At 60.9% G+C, this 24,810-nt stretch carries 19 protein-coding genes; 13 read left to right on the forward strand and 6 right to left on the reverse strand.

The features are described 5' to 3' along the window. Positions 1-40 precede the first annotated feature (40 nt). Positions 41-1,366: a lipopolysaccharide biosynthesis protein gene (locus tag ACFOZ5_RS17740; RefSeq protein WP_379889813.1), complete on the forward strand. Its 1,326-nt coding sequence runs from the start codon at positions 41-43 to the stop codon at positions 1,364-1,366. Here the strand turns inward: ACFOZ5_RS17740 and ACFOZ5_RS17745 are convergent. Then, positions 1,363-2,694 carry a hypothetical protein gene (locus ACFOZ5_RS17745; protein WP_379889815.1) on the reverse strand — a complete coding sequence of 444 codons (1,332 nt, stop codon included), beginning with the start codon at positions 2,692-2,694 and terminating at the stop codon, positions 1,363-1,365. The genes ACFOZ5_RS17740 and ACFOZ5_RS17745 overlap by 4 nt on opposite strands. Positions 2,695-2,948: 254 nt before the next feature. Between ACFOZ5_RS17745 and ACFOZ5_RS17750 the strand changes: the two genes are divergently transcribed. The 5 genes from ACFOZ5_RS17750 (at position 2,949) to ACFOZ5_RS17770 (ending at position 9,126) form a co-directional block, all read left to right on the forward strand. Beyond that, entirely contained in the window at positions 2,949-4,154 is a 1,206-nt protein-coding gene (locus ACFOZ5_RS17750; protein ID WP_379889817.1) for a 3-oxoadipyl-CoA thiolase, read from the forward strand. Positions 4,155-4,256: 102 nt separating this feature from the next. Beyond that, positions 4,257-5,426: an acyl-CoA dehydrogenase gene (locus ACFOZ5_RS17755; RefSeq protein ID WP_379889819.1), complete on the forward strand. Its 1,170-nt coding sequence runs from the start codon at positions 4,257-4,259 to the stop codon at positions 5,424-5,426. Between the two features lie 402 nt (positions 5,427-5,828). Further along, complete coding sequence (locus tag ACFOZ5_RS17760) at positions 5,829-7,025, forward strand: acyl-CoA dehydrogenase family protein (protein WP_379889821.1); 1,197 nt, start codon at positions 5,829-5,831, stop codon at positions 7,023-7,025. 10 nt (positions 7,026-7,035) lie between these two features. After that, entirely contained in the window at positions 7,036-8,178 is a 1,143-nt protein-coding gene (locus ACFOZ5_RS17765) for an acyl-CoA dehydrogenase family protein (RefSeq protein ID WP_379889823.1), read from the forward strand. A 180-nt stretch (positions 8,179-8,358) separates the two neighbouring features. Continuing rightward, positions 8,359-9,126 carry a class II aldolase/adducin family protein gene (locus ACFOZ5_RS17770; protein ID WP_379889825.1) on the forward strand — a complete coding sequence of 256 codons (768 nt, stop codon included), beginning with the start codon at positions 8,359-8,361 and terminating at the stop codon, positions 9,124-9,126. Between the two features lie 58 nt (positions 9,127-9,184). On the opposite strand, the gene ACFOZ5_RS17775 is transcribed toward ACFOZ5_RS17770, so the two are convergent. Beyond that, the gene (locus tag ACFOZ5_RS17775; protein ID WP_379889827.1) at positions 9,185-9,925 is read right to left on the reverse strand and encodes an enoyl-CoA hydratase/isomerase family protein; all 741 of its coding nucleotides are present in this window, start codon (positions 9,923-9,925) and stop codon (positions 9,185-9,187) included. A 119-nt stretch (positions 9,926-10,044) separates the two neighbouring features. Between ACFOZ5_RS17775 and ACFOZ5_RS17780 the strand changes: the two genes are divergently transcribed. From ACFOZ5_RS17780 to ACFOZ5_RS17800, 5 genes are all read left to right on the forward strand, one after another. Beyond that, entirely contained in the window at positions 10,045-11,493 is a 1,449-nt protein-coding gene (locus ACFOZ5_RS17780) for an amidase family protein (RefSeq protein WP_379889829.1), read from the forward strand. A gap of 264 nt (positions 11,494-11,757) precedes the next feature. After that, positions 11,758-12,804, forward strand: coding sequence for a TRAP transporter substrate-binding protein DctP (dctP, locus tag ACFOZ5_RS17785; RefSeq protein WP_379889831.1), 1,047 nt, complete (start codon positions 11,758-11,760; stop codon positions 12,802-12,804). An 80-nt stretch (positions 12,805-12,884) separates the two neighbouring features. Further along, complete coding sequence (locus ACFOZ5_RS17790; protein WP_379889833.1) at positions 12,885-13,439, forward strand: TRAP transporter small permease subunit; 555 nt, start codon at positions 12,885-12,887, stop codon at positions 13,437-13,439. Continuing rightward, complete coding sequence (locus tag ACFOZ5_RS17795) at positions 13,436-14,746, forward strand: TRAP transporter large permease (RefSeq protein WP_379889836.1); 1,311 nt, start codon at positions 13,436-13,438, stop codon at positions 14,744-14,746. The genes ACFOZ5_RS17790 and ACFOZ5_RS17795 overlap by 4 nt, the downstream gene beginning before the upstream one ends. A gap of 327 nt (positions 14,747-15,073) precedes the next feature. After that, on the forward strand, positions 15,074-16,936 hold the full coding sequence (locus ACFOZ5_RS17800) for a methyl-accepting chemotaxis protein (RefSeq protein ID WP_379889838.1): 1,863 nt from the start codon (positions 15,074-15,076) through the stop codon (positions 16,934-16,936). A gap of 118 nt (positions 16,937-17,054) precedes the next feature. Here ACFOZ5_RS17800 and ACFOZ5_RS17805 read toward each other — a convergent pair whose 3' ends face one another. From ACFOZ5_RS17805 to ACFOZ5_RS17820, 4 genes are all read right to left on the reverse strand, one after another. Continuing rightward, a complete protein-coding gene (locus ACFOZ5_RS17805; RefSeq protein ID WP_379889840.1) occupies positions 17,055-18,428 on the reverse strand; it encodes a sodium-dependent transporter in 1,374 nt (457 codons plus the stop codon). Positions 18,429-18,580: 152 nt separating this feature from the next. Further along, positions 18,581-20,404, reverse strand: a complete 1,824-nt coding sequence (locus tag ACFOZ5_RS17810) for an ABC transporter ATP-binding protein (protein WP_379889842.1) — start codon at positions 20,402-20,404, stop codon at positions 18,581-18,583. Between the two features lie 131 nt (positions 20,405-20,535). Further along, positions 20,536-22,107: a methyl-accepting chemotaxis protein gene (locus tag ACFOZ5_RS17815; RefSeq protein ID WP_379889844.1), complete on the reverse strand. Its 1,572-nt coding sequence runs from the start codon at positions 22,105-22,107 to the stop codon at positions 20,536-20,538. 229 nt (positions 22,108-22,336) lie between these two features. Beyond that, the gene (locus ACFOZ5_RS17820) at positions 22,337-23,209 is read right to left on the reverse strand and encodes an EamA family transporter (protein WP_379889846.1); all 873 of its coding nucleotides are present in this window, start codon (positions 23,207-23,209) and stop codon (positions 22,337-22,339) included. 82 nt (positions 23,210-23,291) lie between these two features. Here ACFOZ5_RS17820 and ACFOZ5_RS17825 point away from each other — a divergent pair, with 82 nt between their 5' ends. Both ACFOZ5_RS17825 and modA read left to right on the forward strand, forming a co-directional pair. Beyond that, a complete protein-coding gene (locus ACFOZ5_RS17825; RefSeq protein WP_379889848.1) occupies positions 23,292-23,840 on the forward strand; it encodes a DUF1415 domain-containing protein in 549 nt (182 codons plus the stop codon). 216 nt (positions 23,841-24,056) lie between these two features. Further along, positions 24,057-24,806, forward strand: coding sequence for a molybdate ABC transporter substrate-binding protein (modA, locus tag ACFOZ5_RS17830; RefSeq protein ID WP_379889850.1), 750 nt, complete (start codon positions 24,057-24,059; stop codon positions 24,804-24,806). Positions 24,807-24,810: the final 4 nt, after the last annotated feature.

The raw sequence follows: 24,810 nt of genomic DNA on the forward strand, positions 1-24,810 counted from the left end.
ATGGCAAGGGCCCTCTCCAGTTCACGGTGATATTCAGGGAATGAAGCTACTCAGTCCGGTACAGCGACTTTTTGAAGGCTCCGCGGGGCAGGTGTTCCGGGGCATGGTGACCATGGCGCTGGGCAGTGGTGCGGCCAAGGCTATCGGGCTGCTGGTGGTACCCTTGCTTACCCGCATCTATTCCCCCGAAGACTATGGGGTATTGTCGGTATTCACCGCCCTGATCTTCGTGCTCGTGCCTTTCCTGACCTTTCGCTATGTGATGGCGATTCCCCTGCCCGGACGGGACGGCATGGCGATGAATCTGCTGGTGCTGTCGGGTCTGATCATGCTGGTCACGACAACGCTTATTACCCTTAGCCTGTGGCTCTTCGGTGAGGCGTTGCTGTCGCCCTTCTCCATGGAGGCACTGATACCCTGGTGGTGGCTGCTGGGGCTGGGGCTGCTGGGCACCGCGGGCTACGAAACAGCCACCCTGTGGGCTACCCGACGCCGGGCCTACAAGCCCATTGCCCGGTCCCAGATCACTCAGAGCATCGGCGGTGCCGTCGCCAAACTGGGACTGGGTGTGCTGGGTTTTACCCCGGCAGGATTGCTGGTGGGTCAGGTGGTCACGCAGAGTGCCGGCACCGGCTCACTGTTCCGCCGGTTCCGCACAGACCTGAGGCAGAACTGGCGCTACGTGAGCTGGTCCCGGCTGAAAAAGACTGCCTTTATCTACAAACGATTCCCGGCCTGGCGCATGCCCTCGCAGGTGTTGCTGGTCTTGTCCATCCAGGCACCGGTACTACTCGTCGCCCTGATCTACGACGCTGGCACCACCGGCCAGCTTGGCCTGGCGATCATGGCTATTTCCCTGCCCATGGCGCTGATTGGCGACAACATGAGCAAGGCCTACTACGCTGAGATGTCGGCCATCGGCAAGCAGTATCCTCAGAAGATCCGGCAGATCACCTGGTCGGTCATCCGCACGCTGACGTTGTTGTCCATTGGCCCGGTGGCCGTACTGGCGCTGGCTGGCGAGCCATTATTCGCCCTGGTGTTCGGTGATGAGTGGGGCACGGCCGGCCGGTACGCTGCCATATTGTCACTGTTCCTGCTCAGCCAGTTCGCGACGGCGCCGGTGGTACGGGTGTTCTCTGTGATGGGGCGGGAGCGGATCTTCCTGTTTATCAACATCCAGCGGGTATTGTTCATCTTCCTGTCATTTGCGCCGGGTTGGTGGCTGGGCTGGTCGGTGGAGGCCACGCTGTGGATGTACAGCATTCTTTTATCCATACACCGTGTATTGACGGTAGCCTATGTGTTCCGGGCACTCAGACAGGAGATCCGCAAGCTCGAGACCGTTCCGGCCGCGGATCGCTAGGTCAGTAACGCCAGGAAAACCAGCAACAGCGGCAGGGACGCAGCCACGAACAGGCCGTTCCAGCCAAACGCCACCTTCAGCTGTGACACCCGCCCGAAACGGGCCAGCAGGGTCACCGCCGGCCCCATGGGCGCCAGCATCATGGCCAGGGAAAACCCGATCACCAGGGCCACCGCGATGGGCAGGATATCCATGCCGGCCGCCGCCAGCTGGGGCAGGAGGCCGCCCAAAATACTCAACGAGGTAATGGGTATGAGCCCGATCGCCGACATCAGTGGCAGAATCAGCAGCCCCGCTACAGCCACCAGGTAAACGCCGGCCTCCCGGGCGGCCACACCGGACACCAGATCGTCCGGCACCAGCGTGATCAGGGCGACCCCCAGACAGGCCGACGAGGCAAAGATCGCCATCTCATTGCTCATGGAAGCCACATTCTCGGTGGCTTCACGGAATACCGCCAACGGCCGGCGCTCACGCCACACCATATAAAGGATGGTCACGACCGGTACTGCAATCATCGCCGCCCGGGAGACATTGAATCCAGCCGTATAGACAAGCGCTGCCATGCTGCCCAGGATCAGGCAGACCACCAGCACCAGGGTCTTCGTACCCTGGGGCCAGCCCTCCAGCTTTACCCGCTCCTCACTGATCTTGCGGAACCGGCCCTGCTCCAGCACCCAGCCAACGCAAATCAACAAGGCCGCAGCAACCAGGCCGTAGGGCAGCAACTGGGACCAGGCGATGGCGGGCACCTCCCGGGTAATGATGGCTACTGCCACACTGGTGGGCGCCACCAGCGGCACCAGGGCAAAGCCCCTCAGGGCACTGATCAGCACGCTGCGAATCCAGTTGAGCCGGGATTCGCCATGAATATTCCGCTCATCCAGCGTCTGGGTGAGTGTTCCGCAGAGCAGATTCATCACTCCGAAATTGAGCACCGAGGCAATGCTCAGGGTCGTCACTGCGTATTTCGGATAGAGCAGCATGGGGGCGCCGCCCAACAGCACATCGTGGATTCTGCGGAGTACCTCAAAGCGGCGTACCAGGCACTGCATCATCCCCAGACTACCGAGAAAGGCGCCATAGAAACCCGCCGACGCGGCCGCGTCCAGCAGGCCAGCCTGATCGAGATGTCCGCTGGCCGCCAGCCCCGCCACCAGCGCAAGCGTGACCAGCAACAATCCCCTGGCGTAAGGGGAAATGCGTGGCAGGAACACGGTGAAATAGCCCAAAAACAGGCAGCCGGCGACTATACTGAATAGCCTGACTGAGGTGATCAGAGCCAAAAGCTCGATGACGACAGCCAGTGAAAGCAGATAACGACTCATGTAAAGCGACAATTCCCGGGGAGTATGGATAGGTTTCAAGGCTACCGGACCGCTTGCAATTGCGCATTTGCCGGATTAATCTTTAGCCACCCTGACGTTGGATAAAACTGAGTTTCGCTTGACGAAACTACGTTATCATTTTTGCAAAAACAAGCGGGCGTTATTTTCCGTTATCATTGGCAGGTGGTAACAACTTTATATCCAACACCCGGAAGGCCCAACCTTCCCCGCGGATCACATGTACAGGAGAGAACATGAGCGCCTATATCTACGACGGCTTGAGAACACCCTTCGGACGCCACGCCGGCGCCCTGGCCAAAGTACGCCCGGACGACCTGCTGGCCAGCGTCATCAAGGCCGTGATTGAGCGCAACAGTTTCGAGCGCAGCGCTTACGAGGATGTCATTGCCGGCTGCACCAACCAGGCCGGCGAAGACGCCCGCAACATCGCCCGACACGCTGGCCTGATGTCCGGCCTGCCCGTGGAAACCGGCGGCCTGACCGTCAACCGCCTGTGCGGCTCCGGCCTGGCGGCCATTATCGATGCCGCCCGTGCGGTACGCTGTGGCGAAGGCGACCTGTTCGTGGCCGGCGGCTCCGAGAGCATGAGCCGCGCTCCGTTTGTGATGGCGAAGAGTGAAGCCCCCTATTCCCGCGACTTCCGCATGTTTGACAGCACCATTGGCGCACGCTTCCCCAACCCGCGGGTTGAAGCGGAGTTCGGCAATGACACCATGCCGCAGACCGCCGACAACATTGCTGCCGAGCTGGGCCTGAGCCGCGACAAGGTGGACGAATTTGCCGCCCAGAGCCAGGCTCGCTACGAGGCCGCCCGCAAGCTGGGTTTCTATGATGAGGAAATCCTCGGCATTGAAGTGCCCCAGGGCCGCAAGAAGCCGCCGGTAACCGTGGACAAGGACGAGCACCCGCGCCCGCAGTCCGACATGGCCGCACTGTCCAACCTGCGCCCGCTGTTTGAGGGCGGCGTGGTAACCGCCGGTAACGCCTCCGGTGTCAATGATGGCGCCGCAGCGCTGATCATCGGCTCCATGGAAGCCGGCGAAAAAGCCGGCATCCGGCCCCGAGCCCGTATCGTATCCGCTGCTATTGCCGGCGTGGAACCCCGCGTCATGGGGTATGGCCCGGTACCGGCCAGCGAGAAGGCCCTGGCCCGCGCCGGCCTGTCCATCAAGGATATGGACGTCGTCGAAATCAACGAAGCATTCGCGGCCCAGGTCCTGGGCTGCACCACACGTCTGGGCATTGACCAGACCGATCCGCGCCTGAACCCCAACGGTGGTGCCATCGCGGTAGGCCACCCGCTGGGCGCCTCTGGTGCGCGGATTGCGCTGACGGCCACCCGTCAGCTGGAACGTATGGAAGGCCGCTACGCGCTGATCAGCATGTGCATTGGCGTAGGCCAGGGGATTGCCGCTGTCATCGAGCGTTTCAGGGACTGATCTCATCCGGCCGGCAGCCTGCCACGCAGGTTGCCGGACTGACTCCAATACCGAGCGGTGCCTGTGACCGGTACCGCCTGCAAGACCTTCAGGAGATACATTATGGCTTCCGCACCCTGGGACGACCTGCTCCAGTTCGACAAACAACTGGACGAAACCGAGCGTCAGGTACGAGACAGCATCCGCAGTTTCTGCGACCAGCGCCTGATGCCAGGCATTATCGAGGCGAACCGCCACGAGAAGTTTGACCGCAGCATCTTCACCGAGATGGGCGAGCTGGGCATGCTCGGCGCCACCCTGCCGGAGGAATACGGCGGCCCGGGCCTTAACCATGTGTGCTATGGCCTGATTGCCCGGGAAGTGGAACGTGTGGATTCCGCTTACCGCTCGGCCCTGAGCGTGCAGTCCTCCTTGGTAATGTACCCGATCTTCTCCTACGCACAGGAAGAGACCAAGAAGCGCATCCTGCCAAAACTGGCCTCCGGCGAATGGGTGGGCTGCTTCGGCCTGACCGAGCCCAACCACGGCTCCGATCCCGGCGGCATGGAAACCCGCGCCAAGAAGGTTGACGGCGGCTATCTGCTGAGTGGCTCCAAGACCTGGATCACCAACTCGCCGATTGCCGATGTGTGCGTGGTTTGGGGCAAGTTCGAGGGTGAAGTCACCGGCTTCATCATCGAGCGTGAAGGTGCCAAGGGCCTGGACACGCCGAAGATCGAGGGCAAGTTCTCACTGCGCGCCTCCGAGACCGGCTCCATCTTCATGGATGAAGTGTTCGTCCCCGACGAAAACAAGCTCGACGTCACCGGCCTGAAAGGCCCGCTGAGCTGCCTGACCAAAGCACGTTACGGCATCAGCTGGGGCTCCCTGGGTGCTGCCGAATTCTGCTGGCACGCTGCCCGCAACTACACCCTGGAGCGCAAGCAGTTCGGCAAGCCTCTGGCAGCCAACCAGCTGATCCAGAAGAAGCTGGTGGACATGCAGACCGAAATCACCCTGGGCCTGCAGGCCGTGCTGCAGCTGGGCCGGATGATGGACGCCGGCGAGGCGACTCCGGATTCCGTTTCCCTGCTCAAGCGCAATAACTGTGGCAAGGCCCTGGACATCGCCCGGGTCGCCCGCGACATGCACGGCGGCAATGGTATCTCCGACGAGTACCACGTGATCCGTCACGTGATGAACCTCGAAGCCGTCAACACCTACGAAGGTACCCACGACGTCCACGCCCTGATCCTGGGCCGTGGCCAGACCGGGTTGCAGGCCTTCAAGTAAGACCGCAACCACCTGGCAGACAGACAGGGCCTCCGGGCCCTGTTTTTTTGTGCCTGAATAAAAAACCGGCGCCCGCTCAACGGGCAATCCTGCGATCCATCCGCTAAAATAGTGGGCCTGTTCAATTTGTGCCCGCCGGGCGCGTGATTTAAAGTAGCACCGCCTTCGAGCCCATTGTTCCGCTGTGCGGTCCACCATTTCCGTCAGAGAGATGCCAACAGAACCGCCGGTCAGAGGCTGAATCCGTCGTGACACAAGGGCTGGAACGGAAGTACCTGAGAGACAGCTGACCACCACCAGTGGAAAGTTGGAGGAATTGACACCAAAACGGCCTTCCTCCATCATAGGTATATTCTGCTATGCGGTATATGTTTTCGCTAGAACGAACCGAGAGGCTGATTCATGAACATGAACTACACGGCTGAAGAGCTCGCCTTCCGCGATGAAGTGCGGGCTTTTCTGGACGAAAAACTGCCGGCCGACATCGCTGCCAAGGTCAAGGGCTTCCGCAAGATGACCAAGGAAGACCACCAGCGCTGGCAAAAAATCCTCACCGAGCAGGGTTGGTACGCCAGCCACTGGCCCGAGGAATACGGCGGTGTGAAATGGACCCCGGTTCAGAAGCACATCTGGGACGAAGAGTCCTGCGCCTATGGCGTTCCCCGCACCATTCCTTTCGGCGTGAACATGGTGGCCCCGGTTATCATCAAGTTCGGCACCGAAGAGCAGAAGCAGCACTATCTGCCCAAGATCCTCAGCGGTGAGCACTGGTGGTGCCAGGGCTACTCCGAGCCGGGCGCCGGTTCTGACCTGGCCTCCCTGAAGACCCGTGCCGTGCGCGAAGGTGACCACTACATCGTCAACGGCCAGAAGACCTGGACCACCCTGGGCCAGCACGCCAACATGATCTTCTGCCTGGTGCGCACCAACACCGAGGTCAAGGCACAGGAAGGTATCTCCTTCCTGCTGATCGACATGGACACCCCGGGCATCAGCGTTCGTCCGATCATCACTCTGGACGGCGAGCACGAAGTCAACGAAGTGTTCTTCCAGGACGTGAAGGTTCCCGTCGAGAACCTGGTCGGTGAGGAAGACAAGGGCTGGACCTACGCCAAGTACCTGCTGACCTACGAGCGTACCGGCCTGGCCGGCATCGGCCTGTCCAAGGCGGCCCTGACCCACCTCAAGCAGCTGGCCTCCCGTCGCCAGAAGAACGGCAAGCCGCTGCTGGAAGACCCGACCTTCGGCCAGCGTATCGCCCAGGTGGAAATCGACCTGATGGCCGCCACCATCAGCAACCTGCGCATCATTGCCGCTGTTGAAGGTGGTGGTGTACCCGGTGCTGAAAGCTCCATGCTGAAAGTGAAGGGCACCGAGATCCGTCAGTCCATCAACGATCTGGCCCGTCGCGCCATTGGTCCCTACGCGGTACCGTTTGTTGAAGAGGAAATGAGCCTGGATTACGAAGGTGAGTTCCTGTCCGACGAGAACGCCTCACCGCTGGCGGCTCAGTACTTCAACAACCGCAAGCTGTCGATATTCGGCGGGTCCAACGAGATCCAGAAGAATATCGTATCCAAAATGATTCTGGGACTTTAAGGAGGCGACCATGGACTTCACTCTTAGCGAAGAGCAACAGATGTTGCAGGACACCGTGGCGCGTCTGGTCCGCGGTGAATACAGTTTTGAAAAGCGTCTGGAATTCAGTGAGACCGAGCTCGGTTTCAGCGAGGATTTCTGGAAGCAGCTGGGCGAGCTGGGCCTGACCGCCGTTCCCTTCTCCGAGGAGCTGGGCGGCTTTGGCGGCAGCGGTATCGAGATCCAGTCGGTCATGACCGAGCTGGGCCGCGGCCTCTGCCTCGAACCCTACCTGCAGTCTGTGGTTTTCGGCGGCGGAATTCTGAGCCAGGCCGGTAACAGCGAGCAGCAGGAAAAATGGCTGAGCGGCGTTGCCACCGGCGAACTCAAGGTTGCCGTTGCCCTGCAGGAGCCGCAGGCGTTCTACAACCAGAACGATGTCAGCACCAAGGCCGAGAAATCCGGTGACGGCTACACGCTCAACGGTCGCAAGGCCGTGGTCATCGGCGGCCATTGCGCCGACCTGATCATCGTGTCTGCCCGCACCTCAGGCGACGTTCGCGATGCCGACGGCATCAGCCTGTTCGCCATCGACCCGAACGCCGACGGCGTTGAGCGTCGCACCTACCCGACCATCGACGGTGCCAAGGGTTGCGATGTGTTCCTGAACAACGTCAAGATTGGCGCTGACGCCCTGCTGGGCGAGGAAGGCAAGGCCGCTGACGTTATCGAGTACCAGACCGGTCGGGCCATCGCCGCCCTGTGTGCCGAAGCTGTCGGCTGCATGGAAGAAGCCAACGAGCTGACCCTGGAGTACCTGAAGCAGCGCAAGCAGTTCGGCGTGCCCATCGGTAAGTTCCAGGTACTGCAGCACCGCATGGTGGACATGATGTCCGAGCTGGAACAGGCCCGCTCCATGGCCATCCTGGCTGCCAGCTACGCTGACGCTGAGCAGAGCGACGAGCGTCGCCGCACCCTGGCCGCCGCCAAGAACGTGATCAACCGTGCCGGCCAGTTTATCTCCGAGAAGGGTATCCAGTCCCACGGCGGTATCGGTATGACCTGGGAATACAGCTTCGCTCATTACGCCAAGCGCCTGGTCATGATCGGCCACCAGCTGGGTGATGATGACTTCCACCTGGAACGCTACGCGTCCCTGCTGGAAGCCAGCTGATCAGCTGACGACAGGAACGAACCTGTCAGTCTCTCCTCCAACCGGAGAGCGTGAAGGGCGGCTCTTTTGGAGCCGCCCTTTTTTTGTGGGCTACAATGTCACTCACCCCCAACGATTCACCTCCAACAACAGGGAGCACCCGAATAGCTCCCGAAGACCAACAAAAAGAGGACGCGTAGTATGAATGCCTCCAATATCACCGGTTCCAACGAGATGGGCACCGACGATCTGAAGAAAGCGGAATGGAAAGTCCGTACGGAACTCGCCGCCGCCTACCGGCTGGTGGCCCTGTTTGGCTGGGACGACCTGGTGTTCACGCATCTGTCTGCCAGGGTGCCCGGGCCGGAGCATCACTTCCTGATCAACCCCTACGGGCTGCTGTTCCACGAGATCACCGCCTCATCGCTGGTGAAAGTGGACCAGGAAGGGCAGGTGGTGCAGGCAGGCGGCCTGGAGCGGGTGAACCCGGCAGGCTTTACCATCCACAGCGCCGTTCACATGGGCCGTGATGATGCCCACGCGGTGATGCACGTGCATGCGGCTGACGCCGTTGCCGTCTCCGCCCACAAGGAGGGTCTGCTGCCGCTGAGCCAGACCGGGATGCTGTGCCTGGACCACCTGGCCTATCACGACTATGAAGGGGTGGCCCTGAACCTGGATGAGCGGGAGCGACTGATTCGCGATATCGGCGACAAGAACATGCTGATGCTGCGCAATCACGGCATCCTGACCGCCGGCAGTTCGGTGCCGGAGTGTTTTACCTACCTGTACTTCCTGATGAAGGCGTGCGAGATCCAGGTCAAGACCCCGACCCCCTACTGCCTGCCGTCACAGGAAGCGATCGAAACCACCCGCGAGCAGTCCCAGTCGCTGGGCAAGGCCTCGGCGCTCACCTGGCCGGCACTGACCCGCCTGCTGGACAGCAAGAACCCCGGCTACGCGGTATAAGGAGATCTCAGGCAGGAGTCCCAGGTGGCTCCTGCCCCTGTTATCAAGGACCAGTGGCTTACTTCTTGCCCATGCGGCCCAGCGCAGCATGGCAGTCTTCGGAAGTCAGGCGCTCGGCAAAGACCTCACGCTCACGCTCCATGGCCTCCTTTACCATGGCCTGCCAGGGCGCCTTCATCAGACGTTTGCTGGCACGTAGCGCCTCACGGGGCTTACCGGCCAGCTTTTCGGCGGCGGTGAAGGCTTCTTCCAGTGCGTTGCCGTCATCAACCGCCCGGGTGATCAGCCCTATCTCTGCGGCCTCATCGGCCGCCAGCACATCCCCCATCAGCAACAGGTCCGCTGCCTTGCGGGAGCCCAGGTGCAGGGGCATGGTTACGGTCGAAGCCGCCTCCGGTACCAGACCAAGATCCACGAAAGCGGTCTTGAAGCGGGTGGATCGGCCAGCGTACACCGCATCCACGTGCAGCAGCATCGTGGTACCAATGCCAATGGCCAGCCCCTCCGCCGCCACCAGTACCGGGGTGTCACAGTTCATCAGGGTTTCGATGAAAGCCAGCCCGGCCGAGGGCTTGGGTGTGGTATCCGTGGCCCGGGCGCGGAAGTCATCCAGATCGTTACCGGCGGTAAAGACACCCCCGTCGCCACTGATGACAATGGCATTGACGTCGGAATCAGCAGCTGCTTTCTCAACCCCTTCCGACAGCGCTGCATACATATCCCGGGTCAGCGCGTTCTTTTTCTCGGGGCGTGATATCAGCAGATGGACATAGCCGTTTTTCTTGTCGGTTTTGATCATGGGAGCTCCTGGTACGGTTGGCAAATTTCGAAATACTGTTCCACAAAACGGCCGGATATTCTATGGTTGTCAGACCCATCAGGCCCTCGAATCCGCAAGAACAATCATAAGGAAGCCCCATGGAATTCCATCGTATTCCCGCTTTTGACCTCGCCCGTGGTATCAAGGCCCGGGAGTATTCCAGCGAACAGGTGCTGGACCATTTTCTCCAACGCACCCACCATCTGAACCCCGACCTCAACGCCATCGTGGTACTGAGGGAGGAGGAAGCCCGGACCCGGGCCAGGGCCGCTGACAAGGCGGCGGAAGAGGGCCGCGACCTGGGGCCGCTCCACGGCGTACCCATGACCATCAAGGAAACCTGGGAGATCGAAGGCTGGCCCACCACCGCCGGTCACAAGGGCTACCGGGACCATGTCTCACCCCGCACGGCAGTTGCCGTACAACGGCTGCTGGACGCCGGCGCCATCGTGTTCGGCAAGACCAACGTGCCGGAATTTGCCGGCGACCTGCAGTCCTTCAACGATATCTACGGCACGACCAACAACCCCTGGAACCCGGAACTGACCCCCGGCGGCTCATCCGGTGGCGCCGCGGCAGCGCTGGCCGCCGGCCTGACACCCCTGGAGCTGGGCAGCGACATTGGTGGCTCCATCCGTACCCCGGCCGCCTTCTGCGGCCTCTACGGCCTGAAGACCACGGCAGGCCTTGTCCCCATGCGTGGCCATGTACCCGGCGCGCCCGGGGCTGTTGGCAAACGGGACATGGGCGTAGGCGGCCCCCTGGGCCGCCACCTGGACGATCTGGAGGCCGAACTGGACCTGTTGGCCGGCCCTGACGATGACATGTCGGCCTGGCAGGTAAACCTGCCAGAACCGGACCCGAAGCCGCTGGCCGACTATCGTTTCGCCACCTGGCTCAACGACGACTGGGCACCGGTGGACCGGGAGGTACTCAGTGGCCTGGTCGGATTCTGCGATCAGCTGAAGTCCCTCGGCGCGACCCTGGACGATGCTCAGCCGGAAGGCCTGACCCTGGAGAAAAGTCACCGCCTCTATTATCACCTGCTCAGTGGTGTGATGAGCCAGGGCCTGCCGGACAAGGTCCGTCACCGGCTGGAGAAAGTCACCACGGAAGAGGGCGATGAGTACAGCCACCGGTTTGCCCGGGGCGCCCTGCAAAGTCACGGTGAATGGTTGCAGAAAGATGAGGAAAGGGCACAGCTGCAACGTATCTGGGCACGGTTCTTTGAAGACCATGACCTGCTGATCTGCCCGGTAACCAATACCCTGCCATTCCCCCACAACCAGGACACTCCGGCCATGGAACGCACGCTGACCATCAATGGCAAGGCTGAACCCTATCTGGATATCACCGTCTGGGCCGGCGTTGCCATGGTGGTGGGCCTGCCGGCCATCAGCTTCCCGATCGGCTTCGGCGACGACGGCCTGCCCCGGGCCGCACAGATCATTGGCCCGGCCTGGAGCGAAAAAACCCTGATCCGGGTGGCCCGCCTGATACAGGCACAACGGTTTCCGGAAGGCCTGCCCTGGCCGGACATGGCCTGAAATGCGCTCTCACAGGCGGACAATTTCGAATGCATAAGCTATGTTTTACTGGACGCACCTGTGATTCCTGTTTCGAGGAATCGCAGGGGTTCGCCCGGGACCTCCGCAAGCAGATCAACCCGTGGACGCCCGGATAGTATTGCAAACGCTCGCTCGATTGCGATAAATTAAGGAAACGCAGATCCATTCTGCAGTCACAAGTTTCGCTAGGTGAAATCAAAGACAGGACGTCTCCTTAGAAAACAACAAAGAGGTTAAGAATTAATGCTTAACAACGTTCGCCAATCACTGACGGTATTTGCTTCGGCACTTACCCTGAGCCTATCCGCTGCTCTGATCGCCGCTCCTGCCTCGGCGCAGGAAGAAGAGACCTTTACCTGGAAAGTCCAGTCGCACTGGCCGGGCGCTTCCAGCTCCTACAAGGATAGCCTGGGCCGTCTCAAGGAGCAGCTTGAAGAGCGTTCCAACGGCCGTATCCAGCTTGAACTGTTCGAAGCTGGCTCGCTGTTCAAGGCCAAGGAAACCTTCAACGCGGTCAGCCGCGGGATCCTGGAGATGGGCACCATCTCTCCCGCCTACGCATCCGACAAGATGACCCTCGCGGGCATTGCCTCCGGTCTGCCGTTCGCCTTCCGCAACGTATGGGAAGCGGCCTACTTCCACCAGGGCCTGGGTTTTGAAGAGATGCTGCGGGAAGAAGCCGCCCAGCACGGCGTCTACTGGTCAACCGACAAGGTCTACCCCACAGAAATGGTGGTCAAGGATCCGGTTGAGTCCCTGGAAGAGTTCAAGAGCCTCAAGATCCGCTCGTCAGGCGCCCTGCAGAAGTTCCTGACCGAGGCCGGTGCGGCTGCCTCCTATATCCCGGGCGGCGAGCTGTATACCGCACTGGACTCCGGCATTGTTGACGGTGCCCACTGGGGCGCGGCACAGGGTGCCTATTCCATGGGCCTGTACGAAATTGCCAAGTATCACGTTCAGCCGGCCCTGAACATTGCTGGCACCGACGTGATCATTGTCAGCCAGAAGGCCATGGACAAGCTGCCGGAAGACCTGCAGCAACTGGTCAAGGACGTGCTCAACGAACAGTTCTGGTACCGCACCAACGAATACCAGTACAAAGAGCGGGTAACCCTGGCCAAGGCCATGGCCGAGGAAGGCGTTCAGATCAACACCCTGCCTGATCCGGTTCAGGACCACCTGGTCCAGACCGCACAGAGCATGTGGGATGAAGAAGGTGAGCGCAGCGAGAAGGCTGCAGAGGCACTTGCCATGCTCAAGGACTTCCTGGGCGACCTCGGCTACCTGTAAGCCGAACAGAACCGGCCGGGGGTACCTCACGGGCTCCCGGCTTTTTTATTGCAAGCCACAAGATTCCTCCCGGAGGCACCATGCGTGCGATTACCGCATTCATGAACGGCGTCACCAGACTCAACAAGGCCATAGGAGTTGGCGTGTCGTTCCTGGTGTTTGCCATGTTCGTGTTCATATTGCTGGAAGTTTTCCTGCGGTATGCCTTCAACTCTCCCACCGTATGGACCAACGAACTGACCCAGTTACTGTTCGGCGCCTACGCCGTGCTTTCCGGTGGATACCTGATGGCACACCGGGGACACGTCAACGTGGACCTGATCCACTCGCTGCTCGGCCCACGCATGCAGGCAGCCGTTGATGTATTTACCTCGATCCTGTTCTTCATTTTTACCCTGGCGCTCCTGTATTTCGGTGTGGATATGGCCCTCGAATCCGTGAGCAGTTGGGAAACCTCCTATTCCGCCTGGAATCCACCCATCTGGCCGGTGAAGGTGTGCATCCCGGTGGGCACTGCGCTGCTGGTACTGCAGGGCATCGTCAAGCTCCTGGAAGACATTGCCATCGCCTGCAACCTGAGCTACTACCAGCCCGATGACCATCCAGAGCACGATCCCAAGGGAGAGCAACTGTGAGCATTGAAATCCTGACCCTGCTTTTCTTCGGATCGCTGCTGTTTTTCGTATTCCTGGGCCTGCCCCTGGCTTTTGTGCTGGGCGGCGTGTCTGTCGTCTTCCTTTACTTCACCTGGGGCTTCGACTCTTTCTACATGGTGGCCTCCCAGATCTGGAGCACCATGGGCAGCTTTACCCTGGTGGCCATTCCGTTGTTCGTCTTCATGGCCATGATTCTTGAACGCACGGGGGTGGCCAAGGACCTGTACCGGGCCATGCACCTGTGGTTCGGCGGACTCAGAGGCGGCCTGGCCATCGGCACCCTGGTGATTTGTGCGATCTTTGCCGCCATGGTGGGCATCAGTGGCGCCGCCGTCGTGGCGATGGGTACCATTGCCCTGCCTGCCATGCTGGAGCGGGGTTATGACCGCAGCATGTGCCTGGGCGTGATCAATACCGGTGGCGGCTGGGGCATCCTGATCCCACCCAGCATCATGATGATCCTGTACGCACTGATCAGTGGCGTCTCCGTCGGCAAAATGTTCGCCGCCGGTATCCTTCCGGGCATCCTGTTGATGGTGCTGACCGCCCTCTACATCCTGATACGCAGCAGTCTTCAGCCACACCTGGCGCCGGCTTTGCCTCCAGAGGAACGGGGCACATTGCGGGAGAAGCTGCTGGCCCTGCGTTCTGTAGCATTGCCTGTTCTCATCGTGTTCATGGTACTGGGCTCCATCATGGGTGGCATCACCACACCCACAGAAGCAGCCGCCATGGGCGTACTGGGGTCCCTGATCGCCGCTGCGGCCTATCGCAAGCTCGAATTCGGGTTGCTGAAAGAAGCCTCCATCCGCACCTTCAAGCTGACCGGCATGATCATGTGGATACTGTTTGCCGCGCACGCTTTCAGCGCCGCCTACCAGAGCATGGGTGCACAGGCCCTCATTGAGGAGTTCATGGCACTCATCCCCGGTGGTCCCTGGGGCGTGATCATCGCCATGATGCTGATCACCTTCATTCTGGGCATGGTCCTGGACCCGGTGGGGATCATGCTGATCACCCTGCCAGTGTTCCTGCCCATTGTGGAGTCCCTGGGTTTCGATCCGATCTGGTTCGGCATCCTGTTCGTGATCAACATGGAAATCGGCTACATGACACCGCCGTTCGGCTTCAACCTGTTCTACCTGAAAGGGATTGTGCCTCCAGGCATCACCATGAAGGACATCTACAAATCGGTGATCCCCTTCGTACTGGTTGAAATCGTGGGCCTGGCCCTGCTGATGATCTTCCCGGAGATCGTCACTTACCTGCCAGAGCTGTTCTTCTGACGGTGGATTTTGTCCTGTCACGCCGGCTCTTTTCCGAGAGCCGGCGTTTTTCGTTCCGCGCTCATCAAACCCGCTCCTCCCCCGGACCGTTTCACTCTGTTACCAAACGCTCCTTGCCTGATTTTCGCCATCCGGGTTAACTGACATCCTGATCGTGACTTTCGTCACACCGATCTGCCGGCATGCCAGCCTGGTCTTTCCCCGCCCGAAGGTCCCACCGGGAGTGCGGCCACTACCGGGAGGACTGGCCACTAAATAAATGCCCGCACCGGCCGATAACCCATGTACAAACCCGCATCACCTATAACAAGATTGCCGGAGCCCGAAATGCCCTCTTTGCAGAAGTTGTCCAACCTGAGCCTGTCTCTGGGCATGAAAATGGCCCTGGGATTTGCCGTACTGATCCTGCTGACGATTGTCGTCGGCACCACCGGCTATTTCGCCCTGAACGCGTTCGGCGACCGTGCCGGTATTGTGGCCGACGCCTCCGCCATTGAGGCCGACCTTCTCCAGGCGCGCCAGGACGAGAAGAACTTCCTGATTCGCGGTGAGGAGCAGTATGTGGACCAGGCCATCGTCCAGACCAAACAGGCCTATAAACGTGCCGAAGCGCTCGAGAAAGAGCTGACAGAACCGGCAGATGATGCCCGTATTGCACGAATCCAGGAGGGAATAGCGGAGTACGAGCAGCAATTGCAGGAACTGGTTGAGGTCAGGGCCTTCCGGGACGAAAAGCTGGGCGAACTGGAACTCGTGGTACGACGCGTCACCGGCACCTTTGCCTCCCAGGACAAGCTGTTCGCCACCAACGCCGCTATCCAGCAGATGCGCCGCAGTGAGGGCAACTTCCTTGTGGAGAACGACCAGGAGGCCGTGGAACAGTTCCGGTCGGCCGGGGAACGGGCCGTGCGGACCATCGATTCCTCCTTCCTCGATAAGGCACTGAAAGACGAGCTCAAAGGTCTTCTGACGGACTACATCGAAGTCTTCAACGAGGTTGTGGACTCAGAGACCCAGACCCAGGAACTTCAGCAGCGGATGGTGGACACCGCCCGCCAGGCACAGGAGTCCGCTGTGGAGCTGCAGGAAACCCAGCAGCAGCAGATGGTGGACGAGCGGCAAACCGCCTCAATGGTGATTATCATCGTAATGCTGGTCATTGTGGCACTCGGCTCGGCCATAGCCTTTTTGCTGACCCGTAACATCACTCGCCCCATCCACGAGGCCGTGGCCCTGGCAACCCGCGTGGCGAATGGGGACCTGCAGGAAACCGTCACCAGCAAGCGTAGCGATGAACTGGGCCAGCTGATGACAGCCCTGGGCGCCATGGTGACCAGCCTTCGTGAGCTGGTGCAACACATCAATTCCAGCGCCACCAACATCGCCTCTTCCGCCGAGGAACTGTCTACCGTGACGGCAGAGACCAGCCAGGGTGTCACCCAGCAGCGTGACCAGACCGATCAGGTAGCCACCGCCATGAATGAAATGGTCGCTACCGTCAGCGAGGTTGCCAAGAGTGCCGAGGAAGCCTTCGGTGCTGCCACCACGGCCAACGAGAAGGCCTCAGCCGGCGAGGCTGCCGTGGAAGAAACCCTGTCCTATGTGAATCAGCTCAATGGTCAGGTGGAAACCGTCATGGAGAAGCTGCACGGCCTGCAGACGGATACCCAGAACATCAGCACGGTACTGGATGTCATCAAGTCCGTGGCCGAACAGACCAACCTGCTCGCCCTTAACGCAGCCATCGAGGCCGCCCGCGCTGGTGAGCAGGGTCGTGGTTTTGCCGTGGTGGCGGATGAGGTACGTTCTCTTGCGCAACGCACTCAGAGTTCCGCCTCCGAGATCGAGACACTGATCTCCAACCTGATCAGCAGTACCGAAAACTCTGTATCTACCATGGAAAGCGGCACCACCCTGGCCGGCCAGACCCTGGACAGTGCCCGCACCACCGGCGAGACCATTCGCGAGATCGCCGGGGCGGTGGGCAATATCAGCCAGTACAACAGCCAGATTGCCACCGCGGCGGAAGAACAGACCTCCGTGGCCGAGGACATCAACCAGAACGTCACCCAGATCCGCGACGTCAGTGATCATTCCGCCACGGCGGCGGAGCAGATCTCCACGTCCAGCAACGAGCTGGCCCGTCTTGGTGAAGACCTCCGGACCCAGGTGGCCCGCTTCCGGCTGTAACCGGCAGAACCGGCAACCACAAAAAAACCCGTGCGGTGCTGCCACCCACGGGTTTTTTTACGCCGGCTCAACGGGCTACCGGACCTCTCCAGCATCCGGCAACCCGTTTTTCGCTGGTTTACATCAGGTTGTAAACAAACACGGCCACTACCGCGATCGGCGTGACATAACGCAGCAGGCTCAGCCACAGGGTGAACATGCCATTGGACATGGCCATGTCCGCCCGCAGGGATTCCTTCGCCACGCACCAGCCTACGAACAGCGCGGTCAGCAGGCCAGACAACGGCAGCATGACGTTAGCCGTAAAGAAATCCAGCAGGTCCAGAATGCCGGTCGTCTCGAACCGTTCGAACATACCCAGCAGATAGACATCTGACCACACGTTCAGGGACAGAATCGACGCACCACCCAGCAACCAGCACGCGCCTCCGGCAAGAATCGCGGCACCCGTGCGGGTGATAGCCATTTTCTCTTCCACCCATTCCGTGACCGGCTCCAGCAGTGAAATGCCGGAGGTCCAGGCAGCGAACAGCAGCAGCACGAAGAACACGGTGGCGAAGAGCACACCCATGGGCATCTGGCCAAAGGCCAGTGGCAGAGTCACAAAGATCAGCCCCGGACCCTGGCCGGCTTCCAGGCCGTTGGCGAACACAAACGGGAAGATCGCCAGACCGGCCAGCAGGGCCACCAGGGTGTCCATGATGCCCACACCCACCGCTGCACGGCCGATGGAGACGTCCTTACCCAGGTAGGAACCGTAGGCCATCATGATCGCCATACCCAGGCTCATGGTGAAGAAGGCCTGCCCAAGTGCCTGCAGGACGGCATTCCAGGTCAGCTTGCTGAAATCCGGAGTGAACAGGAAATCCAGCGCCTGTGCGAAATGTCCAGTGGTGGTGGCGTAACCCACGACCAGCAGCAACAGCACAAACAGGGTCGGCATCAGGATTTTGGCTGCACGCTCCAGGCCGCCTTTCAGGCCCCGGGATACCACCAGGATCACCAGCCCCATGAATACCGTGTGCCAGAACAGCAGCACACCGGGGCTCGCCAGCAGCGCACTGAAAATAGCGCCCACGGCGTCAGCGTCCTGCCCGGCAAAATCACCCATGCCGGAGTACACCACGTAAGATGCGGACCAGCCGCCGATCACCGAGTAGAAGGACAGGATCACAAACGCGGCCAATACACCGATGATGGCGGACAGCCGCCAGGCCGGGTTGCTCAGGTTACGCTCGGCCACCAGACGCATGCTGGCCACCGGGTTGCGCTGCCCGTTACGGCCCACAAAGACCTCCGCCATCATGATGGGAATGCCGATCACAGCGATACAGGCGAGATAGACAATCACGAAGGCACCGCCCCCGTTCTCGCCGGTCATGTAGGGGAACTTCCAGATATTGCCCAGGCCCACGGCGGAACCCGCGGCGGCCAGGATAAAGGCCATACGGGACGACCAGTTGCCGCGGCTGGTCAGACTTTTTTCAGACATAGTGAAACCCTGTACTGGTACAGTTGAAATGGGGATGAAAACAGAATAGCCGGCTCGGGTGCTCCCTGCCTGATACCAGCAGTTGGCGCGGGATTTTGCCAGTGTCAGGCGGCTGATGCCACCTCAGGGGCCAGATAGTTTGTAAAATGGCGCTAGGCCTGCCGGTCTCCGTACAGCTGGGCATAAAGGCCACGCTGGGCGATCAGTTCATCATGATGCCCGTCCTCGATAATCTTCCCATCCTCAAAGACCACCGCGCGGTCCGCCTGCTTCACGGCGCTGAGGCGGTGAGCAATAATGAGCGTGGTGCGCTGCGCCAGGAATGTCTCGAGCGCCTGGTGCAACTGGAACTCGGTTTCCGCATCCAGTGCCGAGGTTGCCTCGTCAAGAATCACCAGGGAGGGGTCGGTGAGAATCATCCTGGCAATGGCCAGGCGCTGCCGCTGGCCTCCTGACAGGCGTATGCCCTGGCGTCCCACCATGGTATCCAGCTGTCGGGGCATTTCCGCCACGGTCTGGTCCATCTGGGCAATGGCCAGGGCCTGCCACAACTCATCATCGGACTTGTCCCTCCCCATGGTGAGGTTCTGACGGATGGTGGCGTTAAACAGCGCCGGGTGCTGGAGTACCGTGGCCACATGCTCCCGCAGGCAGGGCAAACCAATTCGCTGCACCGGTACATCGTCTACGAGTACCTCGCCCTCCTGCTGGGTGTACATGCCGAGGATCACCTGCACCAGCGTGGACTTGCCACCACCACTGGCGCCCACTACCGCCACCTTCTCCCCCGGCCCGATGTGCAGGTTGATGCCCGCCAGCACCTGCTCATCGTCAGCGTAGCGGAAGTGGACGTCCCGCAGGGTCAGACTGACCGTATGCTTGTCACGGAACGGGTTCTGCAGTGGCGGATAGTGCGGCTCCTCTTTCAGGTCCAGCAGCTGATTGATCCGGCTCAGGGCGGCATTGGCGGCGTACCAGGCGTACTGCATGTTCAGCATTTCCTGCACCGGCGTCAGCATGAACCACAGATAGCCGAAAATCGCGAACATCATGCCGATGCTGAGGTCGCTGAACAGCACCGCCACCATGGCGGCGGCCCGGAAGCTGTCGACACCGAACTGGAACAGGGCGAAACTCGCCCGTCCGGCGGCGTCGCTGCGCCACTGAAAGGTAATGGCGTAGTCCCGGACATTGCGGGCACGGTCAATCAACTGGCGGATGTAGTGTCCTTCCCGGTTGGCCGCCCGCAGCTGGTGGATGGCGTCCAGGGTTTCCGTCAGGTCGCCCTGGAACTCCTCGTAGGCCTTGTTCTCCCGCCGCTTGAGATCCTTCACCTGCTTGCCGATCACCATGGTCATGTAGATCACCACCGGATTGAACAACAGGATCACCAGCGCCAGCTGCCAGTGCACCCACAGCAGCACGCAAGCCACGCCGATCACCGTCAGGCTGGCCACGATAAAGCGGCTGATGGTGGTGCCAAGGAATTCGTCGATGGTGTCCATGTCGGTGATGAAATGACTGCTCACCGCCCCGGAACCCATGGTTTCGTATTCAGACATGGCCACACGCTGAACCCGCTCCAGCAGGCGGCTGCGCATGCGGAAGATGATGTCCTTGGAGATCTTCGAGAACTCCCGCGACTGCAGGACATTGAAACCCAGCGCCGCAATCCGCAGCAGAAACGCCAGCAGCACCATCAGGCCGATATACACCACCGGCGTCTCCCAGCCCGTGGGCAGCAGCCGGTCCATCACCGGCAGCACCGGACCGGACTCGTCCAGCAGCACCTCGTCCACCAGTACCGGCAACAACAGGGGAATGGGCACACTGACCAGAGTGGCGCAAATGGCCAGCAGGTTGGCACGCACCAGCCGGGGCCGATGCTTCAGCGCCAGCCTGAGGATGCTACTCCAGGTATACTTTTGGTTTTCAGACGATGACGGCTGATCTGGCTTTGGCGCTGGTGCGTTCAAGGCAGCTCCGGGTCGGGACAGAGAATTGGCGGGATGCCATGATCCCCGCGCAGGCTACCCTATGCTTACGTAGAGTTCAGTGGTCTGGGTTTGTGGTGATGGTCCGCGACAATGCGGGACAAGACCACCACTCACTGCCCACTACTGAAACGAGCCACCAGATCCTTCAGCCCATGGGCCTGCTTGCTGATGTTGTCACTGGCATCGTGGGCGCCATTGGCCTTGTTCGAGCTGGTGTCCGCCAGGCCGGCAATACGCACCACCTGCTGGTTGATCTCCTCGGAAACCTGGCTTTGTTCCTCGAAGGCTGCGGACATGGTCATGAAGCTGTCGGAGATACCCTCAACGGTCTGCACGATGTCCTTGAGCCCGGCTTCCGTTTCCCGCACCCTGGTCAGGCCCCGATTTCCGATTTCCTCACCTTCGCGGGTCGCCTCCACCACGTCATCCACCTGGGCGCGGAAGTTCTCGATCACCTCGTGAATGGATACGGTTGACTGGCGGGTTCGCTGGGCCAGGGAGCGCACTTCGTCCGCTACCACGGCAAAACCCCGGCCCTGCTCGCCAGCACGGGCAGCCTCGATGGCCGCGTTCAGCGCCAGCAGGTTGGTCTGGTCAGCAATGTCGGAAATCAGCTGTGCCGCCTCACCGATCTTGTCGGTGGATTCCCCCAGGCGACCGACGGAATTACCTATAGTGGCTCCCTGCGCCACCAGTTTTTCGATGGCCTGCAATGCCTCACCACTGCGACGACCACCACTGTGCGCCAGGTCTTTGGCCTGGCGGGCACCTTCGGCGTTCTGGTTGACGCTGTCGGTGACCTCCTGGATGGAGGCAACCATCTCGTTCATGGCAGAGGCCACCTGGTCTGTTTCCTGCCGCTGCCGATCAATGGCACTGGCACCCTCGGCAATCTGGTCCTGCCCTTCACGGGCGGTAGTCAGCAAGTCCCCGGCACGGTCTTCGATACGGGCCAGGGCAGTGCGGATACGGGCCTTTTCACTCATCAGCACCATACCCAGCTCGGCGAACAGGCCGCTTTCATCGGTATAGGTCCGGGCCACCAGGGGATCACGGAAAGCTTCCGGGCGCAGGTCGATGAGTGACCGCAGGCGAGCGTTCAATGACGCTGCCTGCAGTGCACCGCCCACGGCAAAGCCGGCGGCGATCACGCCGACACCCGGCCAGAACTGCCCCCAACTCAAAGCCAGCAGGCTCGCAGCAAACGGGATCAGCATGGGCCAGCCCGCCCGGGCCATGGACGTCACCCGGGAGCTGACCGCAACCGGCCCCTTGCCTGCGGAGAGCCGGCGATATAAACGGCTGGCACGTTCCACCTGCTCGCGGGTGGGCTCGACCCGAACCGACTCGTAGCCGGTTATCTCGCCATTCTCCAGAATCGGAGTGACGTAAGCGCTCACCCAGTAATGGTCGCCGTTCTTGCACCGGTTCTTGACCACGCCCATCCACGGTTTGCCGGCGCCTATGGTCTCCCACATCGCCTTGAACACGCTCTGGGGCATATCCGGATGGCGTATGATGTTATGGGCCTGACCAACCAGCTCATCACGGGTAAAACCGCTGATCTCCACGAAATCGTCGTTACAGTGGGTAATCACACCCTTGAGCGAGGTGGTTGTGATCAACCGGCTGCCCGGCTTCATTTTCGCTTCGCGTTGGGTAACGGGGCCATTATTGCGCATGACGGGCTAGCATTCCTGAACGATGGTCGATGTACCCGCCGGCAATGGAACTGGCCAGGGCTCACCCCGGTATGACTCGGGCCAGGCGGGTATGCTGCCGGATACACTGGTGGTATCGGCTCGCTAACGTTTGACTTTAGTCAACAACGCGCAATGGTAACAACTGGAAACCACACCATGTGTAAGGGATTGTCACCGGCCAGGCCTGGCCATCAGCGCCACCGAAGAATCACGTCGCCAGATCCAGCCGTGCCCGGGGATGAAAGCGGGCATTCAGCCACAGGGAGAAGCCGATCACCGCGCCGCCGATGACCAGACGCAGCAGGTCTGCATCCCGGTTCCAGATCAGCAGGTTGACCACCAGCCCTGCGGGTACCAGGGCGTTGTTCATCACCGCCAGGGTGCCAGCGTCCACCTGGCAGGCGCCCCGGTTCCACAGAAACAGGCCAATGCCGGAGGCCGCCAGCCCGAGCCAGGTCAGCACCCCCCATTGCACGCCAGTGGACGGCAGCCTGGCGGGGTCACCGAACACCAGGAACGACGGCAACGCAATCACCAGGGCACCAAAGAAGAAATACCCGAAGGTACACCAGGCGGGGACCGGTAGCGGGAAAGCCTGCATCAGGTGCTTGTAGCCCACCTGGCCCGAGGCAAAGGTCAGGTTGGCCATCTGCAGCAGCAGGAATCCGGTCAGGTAGTCCTGGCTGAGCCCGTCATAACGGATGATGGCCGCACCAAGGGTAGCCACCGCTGCCGCCATCAGCGCCACGGGAGAAAACCGGCGATACAGCGCGTCGTCGATCAGGGTGACGTACAAGGGGGTGAACACGGTGAACAGCAGTACTTCCGGCACCGACAGGTAGGCAAATGAGCGGTACAGGCACAGATAGGTAATGCCGAACTGCAACGCGCCCGTGAGCATGATGCCCAGTTTCAGACGACCTGGCACCCCGGCCCAGCGGGTCAGTGGCAGGAACAGCAGTGACGCCAGCAGCACCCGGCTGAGAACGGCGAAATCGCTATCCACATGACCGGCCAGGAATTCGCCGATCAGACTGAAGGAAAACGCCCAGAGAACGGTTACCAGAATCAACAGCGCCATGACATCCACCCACCTTTTTGAGGGCCGGCACTGTATCATAGGACGCTCACAAATTGACCCAACTTCCGGAACCTCATCTGCCATGAATCAGCAAGCCCTTATCCAGGCCACCCGGCAATGGGTGGAACGTGTGGTTGTCGACCTCAACCTGTGCCCGTTTGCCCGCCGGGAGCTGGTGAATAACCGCGTTCGCTTCGCAGCGACCGACGCACAGACACCGGATGGGTTGCTGGATGACCTGCAACGGGAACTGATGAAGCTGGTCGATGACGACAGCATCGAAACCACCCTGCTGATTCACCCCGGGGTTCTGCAGGATTTCCATGACTACAACGACTTCCTGGCGGTGGCCGACGGCCTGTTGGACATCCTGGAGCTGGAAGGGGTGATTCAGATCGCCAGCTTTCACCCCGATTACCAGTTCGCTGGCACCGCAGCGGATGCCGCGGAGAACTACACCAACCGTTCTCCGTACCCGATGCTTCACCTGCTGCGGGAAGCCAGCCTGGAACGTGCCATCGACGCCTATCCGGATACCGACGCCATCCCGCAGCGGAATATCGAACGGGTGGAGGCCCTTGGGCCGGACGTCATGAAAGCCTTGCTGGCGTCCTGTCTGCCTGGTCAGTAGGCAATGCCATTCCCGTAGCACCAGCATCAGCCGTTTCCCCACGAATTCCTCCCGGGTATCAACGGCGCCAAAGATCTGGCTCCACACCTCTTTGGGGGCTTCCAACCGGTGGTCGATAACGGCTAAACCAGCACTTCCTGCGAGAGCCACGTAACGCTATTTGAACAGCACCACAAATAGGATAGTCTGAACCAAACCAAGGAGATCCAGTCGCCCATGCGCATTGTCCTGCTATGGGGCCTGCTCGCCCTGCTCACCACCGGACCCGCCCATGCCCTCACTGTTGCCGCTGCCTCCAGCCTGCGGCTGGTCATGCCTGAGCTTGAGGAAGCCTTCCGGGAACAGTCCCCCGAGACGGATATTCGTGTCATCTTCGGTGCCTCCGGCAAGCTGGCCACCCAGATCGTCAATGGCGCTCCCTACGATGTTTTCCTGTCAGCGGATACCGCCTATACGGAACAGCTGGTCCGGCTCGGTTCGGCGGCTTCCGACCCCGAGGTCTACGCCGTGGGAAGGCTGGTGCTCTGGCACGCCGACCCGCAGCGGGAAGCCCTGACGCCAGCCGACCTTGGCGGCGAATCCATCCGCCGCATTGCCATTGCCCAGCCCCGCCATGCCCCTTACGGCCAGCGCGCGCAGGAAGCGCTGCAATCACTGGGCCTCTGGCAGGATCTGCGAGAGAAACTGGTTTACGGTGAGAACATCGGCCAGACCGCAGCCATGGTGGAATCCGGCGCGGCGGACGCCGGCCTCATTGCCTGGTCACTGACCTTCGCGCCAGAGCTGGCCGGTCGGCCATTCACCCTGATCGACGGTGACCTGCACGAGCCGCTGGCCATGGCCATGGTGGTCACCCGCCGCGGTGCCGACCAGCCGGAAGCCCACCGTTTCCGGGACTTCCTTCAATCTGCCGAAGCCGGGGCCATCCTTCGCCGCTACGGCTTCGAGTCGCCGGACAGGGAGTGACAGC

Origin of the sequence: Marinobacter lacisalsi (assembly GCF_042651045.1) — a bacterium.
Classification (GTDB): domain Bacteria; phylum Pseudomonadota; class Gammaproteobacteria; order Pseudomonadales; family Oleiphilaceae; genus Marinobacter; species Marinobacter lacisalsi.